A 5,819-nucleotide genomic window follows, 5' to 3' on the forward strand; every position below is an offset into this window, starting at 1 on the left:
AACGCCGAACGCCGAACGCCGAACGCCGAACGCCTGAACAGGCCGCCCGAGCAACGCGAGGGCGTCCGCCGGAGCCTTGGCGAAGGCGGACCGAACGCAGCGGCACCCTGACACTGCGTTACCCTCTCCCTCGTGTCCCGGGCTTCTCGATCGCGACGTGCCTCATCGGACGTAGCCGCCGGACTCGTCCGGCGGTCATCGGCAGGGCAGGGCAGCAGCGGTCGCGTCCCGCGGCTGGCGACGCTCCTCCTGCTGACGCTCGGCCTGAAGCTCGCACTGGCGTTCACGCTCGCGGATCACCCCCTGCTGCAGCCAGTCGGCGACCTCGACACCGGCGCGTACTGGCGGTTCGCGGAGCGCGTGGCGTCGGGCGACATCCTGATGCAGAACCAGGCGCTCGACGTGTCGCCGCTCTACATCTATTGGCTGGCCCTTGCGCAGGTGCTCACGGGCGCGTCGGTGGCCGGCGTGCTCGCGCTGCAGGCCGTGCTCGGCACGCTGGCCGTCGCACTCACCGGCCTGACTGCCGCGCGCTGGAGCGCCGCGCCCGAGCGGGCCGCGCTCGTCGCCAGCGGCGTGCTCGCGCTCACGAGCATCGTCGCCTTGCAGGAAGCCGTGATCCTGCAGTCGGCGCTCGATCCGATCCTGATGGCGCTGTTCGCGTGGACGACCACGCGGGCACTGCAGGAGCCGTCAGGCAGGCGATGGGCGTGGAGCGGCGTGGCGCTGGCCCTGCTGGCGACCAACCGGCCGAATGCGTGGCTACTCGGCATCGTCGTCGGTCTCGCAGCGGCGTTCATGGCCGGGCTCGGAGAGCCGGCCCTACCTTCCGCAACGCCAGGGCAGGAGGAGAGGGCCGGTCGTCCCAACCCGGCCCCGCGCGTCGAGTCGGGGGGCCGCGGCGTCTCGGCGGCCTACCACGTGGCCGCGCTCGTGATCGGCGTGCTCGTGGTGCTGGCGCCCTTCGCGCTGCGGTCGCGTCTGGCTGGCTTCGAGTGGTCGCCGCTGCCGATGCACGGCGGCCTGAACTTCTACATCGGCAACCACGCCGGGGCCAATGGCACGTATACCGTGGTCGACGGCATCCGCCCGTCGATCGAGGGCCAGCGGCTCGACATGTACAACGTCGTGGCGAAGGCGATCGGCCGGCCAGTGGCAGCGTCGCACGCGTCTTCCTACTTCGTGCGCTGGGCGATCGACTGGTGGCGAGCGTCTCCGGTGCAGGCGATGCGCCTGTTCGCGCGGAAGCTGTGGCTGTCCACGCATTCGTGGGAGCTTCCCGTCAACGTGAGCCACGCGTGGTTCCGCGAGCACACGCCGCTGCTGTGGGCGATGCCGTTCGGGGCGTGGCTGCTGGTGCCGCTCGGTCTTGGCGTGTCGATTGGCGGACGCCTCGTCGTGCCCGAGGCACATCGCGATGCGTGGCGCTGGTTCCGCTGGCTGTTGCCCGTGTACCTGCTGAGCGTGGCGATCTTTTTCGTGGTCGATCGCTACCGCATGCCCGCCCTCGTGCTCGGGGCGATTCACGTCGGGCTGCTGGCGTCGATGACCCGCGAGCACCGGGCACGTGCCGGCCGTGGCGCGGTCGCCGCGATGATCGTCGCCGTTGTGGTGTTCGTGGCTGGCCTCGTGCCGCTGCCGTTCCAGCGCGGGGAGGCCGATGCCGACACGCAGATGGCGGTCATTGCCATCGACGCAGGACGTGACGCAGAAGGCGAGCAGTGGCTCGCCAGCGCGGTCGCACGACATCCCGCGCCAGGCATCGCGTGGTTCCGCGCAGGGCTGGCGTGGCAGGCCCGCAACGACTTGCCTCGCGCCGAGCGGGCGCTGCGCGAGGCGTACCGGCTCGACCCCGAGGTGTCGGATGTGACCTTCGCGCTCGCCGGTGTTCTGCTGTCGCAGGGGAAGGGGGCCGACGCGCTCCCGCTCCTGAAGCAGTTGCAGACGGGTGATGGCGGGGCGCCAACGGCACGGGCCGAACGATATCGTCTCGACATCGCGCTGGCGCATTGGCAGAACGGCGACGAGGCGCTTGCCCGCGGTGTACTCGCGAGCGGTGTCACGCCGGAAGGCCTGCCGCTGCTGCGCGCCCGCGCGCTGGCGGCCGTCGAGGCACGGCAGGTGGCGCTCGCCGAGTGGCTGCTCTCGGTGTATCGCCGCCACGCGCCCGGCGACGCCGACGTGGCCGAGAAGCTCGGCCTCATGCGCGTGCGCACCGGCGACGCGGCCGGCGCGGCCGCGATGTTCGAGGAGGCGGCGCGTCTCGACCCTGCACGCGCCACCGCGCGCTTCAACCTCGCCGTGTTGCGCGCGCAGCAGGGGCGGCGAGACGAGGCAATCGCGCTGCTGCAGGATGCGCTGCGCATCGACCCCACCTACGCGCAGGCGGCCGGCGCGTTGCGGGAACTGCGCGGCGACTCGCAGTGACCGCCCCTGGTTTCTCTTCTCGTCCCTGAGCCCCGAGCCCTGAGCCTGCTCTACGCCGCGAGCGCCTTGCGCACCTGCGGCGCCACTTGCGTGCCGAACAGCTCGATGGCCTTCATCACCTGCGCGTGCGGGATGGTGCCGACGCTCACGTGCAGCAGGAAGCGGTCGAAGCCGAGGATCTCGTGCTGGCGGAGGATCTTCTCGGCGACCTGATTGGGGCTGCCGACAAACAGCGCGCCGTGCGGCTCGCGCATGGCCTCGAACGCCTGACGGGTCATCGGCGGCCAGCCACGCTCCTTGCCGATACCGGTCATCGCGACTTCATACGACGGGAAGAACTCGTCGGCGGCCTGCCGCGAGTCCTCCGCGATGAACCCGTGCGAGTGGATGGCGACCGGCACGTGTCCATGCCCGGCGCGTCGTGCCGCATCCTGGTGCAGGTCGACGAACGGCCGGAACCGCGCGGGCATCCCGCCGATGATCGCGAGCGCCATCGGCAACCCGAGACGCCCGGCGCGATCGGCCGACGCGGGCGTGCCGCCGACGCCGACCCATACCGGCAGCGGAGCCTGCACGGCGCGCGGGTAGACGCCGCGGTCGTCGATGGGCGCGCGGAAGCGACCCTGCCAGGTGACGTGCTCGCGTTCACGCACGCGCAGCAGCAGGTCGAGCTTCTCACCGAACAGCGCGTCGTAATCGTGCAGGTCCTGCCCGAACAGGGGATACGACTCGATGAACGACCCACGCCCCGCGATGATTTCGGCGCGGCCGTTCGAGATGAGGTCGAGCGTGGCGTACTGCTGGTACACGCGCACCGGGTCCTCGGAACTCAGCACCGTGACGGCGCTGCCGAGCCGGATGCGCGTGGTGCGCGCGGCCATCGCGGCGAGTACCACGGCCGGGGCCGACACCACGAAATCGGGCCGATGATGCTCGCCGACGAGGTACGCCGCGAGCCCGACCTGGTCGGCCAGGACGGCCTCCTCGATGAGGTCCTGCATGCGTTGCGCCTCGCTCACGAGGTGCCCCGTCGCGGGATCGGGGAAGCGGTCGCCGAAAGTCGTGATGCCGAGCTCCATTTCGACAGGGTATCAAGGGACGAGGGACCAGTACTCGAGTCACAAGGGAGGCAAGGGACACGGGACCGGAACGACAAGGGACAAACGACAAGGGGCACGACAAGGAGCGCAATCGCGGTCCCATCGTGCCCCTGCACCATCAGGACGCGCCCGTCAGGGCTCGTCCCTTGTCACTGTCCGAGGTCTTCCTTGTCCCTTGTCCCGTGACGCCCTGGTGACTTGCATACTCGTCCCTTGTCCCTCGGACAGGGTCAGCATGCGACCAAACGACAGGGGCACGGGAGGAGCGCCATCGCGTTCCCGCCGTGCCCCTTGCCGATCCCTCCAGAGCCGCCCCTCGTCCCTTGTCACTGTCCGAGGTCTTCCTTGTCCCTGGTCCCGTGACGCCCTGGTGACTCGCGTACTGGTCCCTTGTCCCTCGGACAGAGTCAGCAGCGACCCAAACGACAAGGGCACGGGAGGAGCGCCATCGCGTTCCCTCCGTGCCCCATGCCGATCCCTCCAGAGCCGCCCTCGTCCCTTGTCCCTGTCCGAGGTCTTCCTCGTCCCTTGTCCCGTGACGCCCTGGTGACTTGCGTACTCGTCCCTTGTCCCTCGGACAGAGTCAGCAAGCGACCAAACGACAAGGGCACGGGAGGAGCGCCATCGCGTTCCCACCGTGCCCCTTGCCACCATCAGGACGCGCCGGTCAGGTCTCGTCCCTTGTCACTGTCCGAGGCCTTCCTTGTCCCTGGTCCCGTGAAGCCCTCGTGACTTGCGTACCTGTCCCTTGTCCCCTGGGCTGAATCAGAAATCGACCCGCGCCATGAGCAGCAAGCGGCGCGGAGGCGCATAGCTGGTGGGCTGCCCCAGCAACGGGTTCGGCTGGTTGGTGTTGATGATCAGCGCGCGCGTGTAGCTGGCCGGGTCGCCAGGCACCTGGCTGCCGTTGAACTGCCGGGTACGCGGATCGAGGAACGCGCGGTTGTCGCGGCTCAGCGCGGTCTGCGTGTTGAACAGGTTCAGGATGCGCGCCTCGAGGCGGGTGACCACCCGGCCGCCGATGCGGAGGTTGTACGCGGCCAGCAGGTCGACGTTGGTCCACACGTCGTTGCGGTTGGTGCCGAGCGGTTCCAGGAGGAGCCGGTAGCCCGAGTACCAGTCCTGCACGCGACGTTCCCACGGCGTGCCGCTCTGCGCGCGCACGTAGCCGCCGAGCGAGAACGCATCCGTGATCATGTACGTGCCGAAGATCTTCAGCACGTGCGGCCGGTCCTCCGAGAGGTTGCCGTAGCGGAAGTCGTCTTCCACGAACACGCCCGGGCCGTCCTGCAGGATCGACGACGTGTTGAAGACGGCGCCGGCGGCGTAGTCGAGGTCGAAGTTGCCCTTCAGCTCGCTCCACGCATAGCTGACCGTGGTGCTCCACCGATCGGCCATGCGGCGCGTGAGTTCGACGGTGAGCGCCTTGTAGTCGCGCCGCGCGTTGTCGAGGTTGGCGACGACGAAGGTGGAGGCGGGCAGGACGCTCGGCTGGTCCTCGATGAAGTCCTTCGCCGTGCGGTCCATGTAGAAGACGTCGAGGCCCCAGTTGCCCCCGAGCGGTGTCGCGTACCCGACCAGCCACTCGTCGGTGTAGGTGGGGCGCATGCCCGGCAGGATCACGCGTCCCGTCGTGTTCGGGCTCGTCGTGTCGCTGATCAGCGCGCCGGTGACGGCGTCGAAGAACGGCGTGTTCTGCACCAGCCGCAGCGGCGCGTGGGCGCGGGCGCTGCTCTTCTGGTCGCTGCCGTAGTAGCGCCCGTAGTTGGCGTACACCTTGTCGCCGGCGCCCTTGCGGAGCTGGTAGTTCACGCCGAGGCGCGGCTGCAGCTGCTCGCCGTAGTCGAACGTCAGGAACGTGTTGCGCGCATCGCCGATCTGCTGCGCGAATTCGTCGCGGTTGATCAGCAGGCCCGCGTTGAACACCACCCGGCTGCCCACCTGGATGTTGTCCTGGACGAAGAAGCTGTACGTGCGCGACTTGGACAGCTGCGGGTTCTGCGTCGGGTAGTACTGCCCCTGGTAGCGGCGGCCCGCCTCGACCAGCGTGATCGTGCCCCAGCCGTTGGCGTTGCGGGTGAGGTCTTCCTCGGTGGTCTCGTACATCAACCCCGCGCGAAGGTCGTGCGAGGTCTTGCCGATGCCGAAGTAGGTGCCCACGTTGGCCCGGAACTCGTTGCGCGCGTAGTTCTGCCGGTTCAGCAGCAGCGGTGCGCCGCCATAGCGGAAGCCCGTCGCCGGATCGACGAAGTAGCCCATGTTCCGCAGGTTGTTGATGTCGAAGTTCGGCCG

3 protein-coding genes are annotated in these 5,819 nt (G+C 69.2%); 1 reads left to right on the forward strand and 2 read right to left on the reverse strand.

The annotated features are described in order from the left end of the window. Positions 1–132: 132 nt before the first annotated feature. Positions 133–2,427 (forward strand): tetratricopeptide repeat protein, encoded by a 2,295-nt coding sequence (locus tag ACIRDX_RS19760; protein WP_396627156.1) that lies wholly within the window; start codon positions 133–135, stop codon positions 2,425–2,427. Between the two features lie 50 nt (positions 2,428–2,477). Here the strand turns inward: ACIRDX_RS19760 and ACIRDX_RS19765 are convergent, their stop codons facing one another. Beyond that, complete coding sequence (locus tag ACIRDX_RS19765) at positions 2,478–3,506, reverse strand: LLM class flavin-dependent oxidoreductase (protein ID WP_396627157.1); 1,029 nt, start codon at positions 3,504–3,506, stop codon at positions 2,478–2,480. 786 nt (positions 3,507–4,292) lie between these two features. After that, positions 4,293–5,819 (reverse strand): hypothetical protein (locus tag ACIRDX_RS19770; protein WP_396627158.1); only part of this gene is annotated, 1,527 nt, incomplete at its 5' end.

Source organism: Luteitalea sp. (assembly GCF_044337415.1).
In the GTDB taxonomy this organism is placed as follows: Bacteria; Acidobacteriota; Vicinamibacteria; order Vicinamibacterales; family Vicinamibacteraceae; genus Luteitalea.

Coding starts and splice junctions, on each gene's coding strand:
- ACIRDX_RS19765 (WP_396627157.1), bottom strand. CDS start 3,506: ATGGAGCTCGGCATCACGACTTTCGGCGACCGCTTCCCCGATCCCGCG.